We start from the raw sequence: 1,537 nt of genomic DNA, 5'->3' as shown, positions 1-1,537 counted from the left end.
CGGCGATGTAGAGGTCGGGGGCGACCACCTTGCCGGTCTGGCCGACCTGCCAGTCGTTGGGGGCATAGCCCGCATCGACCGCGGCGCGCGAGGCGCCCATGGCGGCGCCGAGCTTGTCGGCCACCGGCTCGATATAGGTGGCGAAGTTCTCGCGGTTGGCCATGGCCCGGCCGCCGGAGATGATGATCTTGGCCGAGGCCAGCTCCGGACGGTCGGACTTGGCCAGCTCCTCGCCCTTGAAGGTCGAGAGGCCGGGATCGGCGGCAGCCGCCGCCGGCTCCACCGCCGCCGACCCGCCCTCGCCGGTGGCGGCGAAGGAGGCGGTGCGCACGGTGATCACCTTCTTGGCGTCGGCCGAGGTCACGGTCTGGATGGCATTGCCGGCATAGATCGGACGCTCGAAGGTGTCAGCGGAGACGACCTTGACGATGTCGGAGATCTGCATGACGTCGAGCAAAGCGGCGACGCGCGGCAGCACGTTCTTCCAGGCCGCGGTCGAGGGCGCCACGATGGCGTCATAGCCGCCGGCCAGGCTGACGATCAAAGCGGCCGTCGGTTCGGCCAGGCGGTGCTCATAGGCGGCATCGGCCACCAGCACCTTGTCGACGCCCTGGAGCTTGGCAGCCTGCTCGGCAGCCGCCTGGGCCTTGGCGCCCGCCACCAGCACATGCACCGGAGCGCCGAGTTCCTTGGCGGCGGTGAGGGCGCGGTTGGTGACGTCCTTGAGGCCGGTCGCGTCGATCTCGGCGATGAGAAGAGTGGTCATGATAGAGGTTTCCTTCTCGGCTCAGATGACGCCGGCTTCGTTCTTGAGCTTGTCGACCAGCTCGGCCACCGAGCCGACCTTCTTGCCGGCCTGGCGGGCCGCCGGCTCCACCGTCTTCACCACGGTCAGGCGCGGGGCGATGTCGACGCCGAGCGCCTCCGGGCTGGTCTCGTCGATCGGCTTCTTCTTGGCCTTCATGATGTTGGGCAGCGAGGCGTAGCGCGGCTCGTTGAGGCGCAGGTCCGTGGTGATGATCGCCGGCAGGTTGAGCGCAACCGTCTGCAGGCCGCCATCGACCTCCCTGACGACGTCGATCTTGTCGCTGCCGACCTCGAGCTTGGAGGCGAAGGTGCCCTGCGGCCAGCCCAGCAGCGCCGCCAGCATCTGGCCGGTGGCGTTCATGTCGTCGTCGATCGCCTGCTTGCCGAGGATGACCAGGCCCGGGTTCTCATTGCCGATCACGGCCTTGAGCAGCTTGGCGACGGCCAACGGCTCGACGGTGGCGTCGGTCTTGACCAGGATGCCGCGGTCCGCGCCCATGGCCAGGCCCGAGCGCAGCGTCTCGGCCGCCTGGGCCGGACCGATCGAAACCACCACCACCTCGCTCGCCTTGCCGGCTTCCTTCAGCCGCAGCGCCTCTTCCACGCCGATCTCGTCGAACGGGTTCATCGACATCTTCACATTGTTGAGATCGACACCAGACCCATCGGCCTTCACGCGGATCTTCACATTGTAGTCGACCACCCGCTTCACGGGCACGAGAACTTTCAT

At 67.8% G+C, this 1,537-nt stretch carries 2 protein-coding genes; both read right to left on the bottom strand.

Going from position 1 to position 1,537, the window contains the following annotated elements; genetic code table 11:
• Positions 1-766, bottom strand: a 766-nt coding sequence (locus U1R88_RS35460; RefSeq protein ID WP_322435550.1) for an electron transfer flavoprotein subunit alpha/FixB family protein, incomplete at its 3' end; no start/stop codon positions are given.
• Between the two features lie 21 nt (positions 767-787).
• Positions 788-1,537 carry an electron transfer flavoprotein subunit beta/FixA family protein gene (locus tag U1R88_RS35455; protein WP_322435549.1) on the bottom strand — a complete coding sequence of 250 codons (750 nt, stop codon included), beginning with the start codon at positions 1,535-1,537 and terminating at the stop codon, positions 788-790.

This window comes from Labrys sedimenti (assembly GCF_034424805.1).
Taxonomy (GTDB): Bacteria; Pseudomonadota; Alphaproteobacteria; order Rhizobiales; family Labraceae; genus Labrys; species Labrys sedimenti.
This window is presented reverse-complemented; position numbering and strand designations above follow the sequence as displayed.

Coding starts and splice junctions, on each gene's coding strand:
- U1R88_RS35455 (WP_322435549.1), bottom strand. CDS start 1,537: ATGAAAGTTCTCGTGCCCGTGAAGCGGGTGGTCGACTACAATGTGAAG.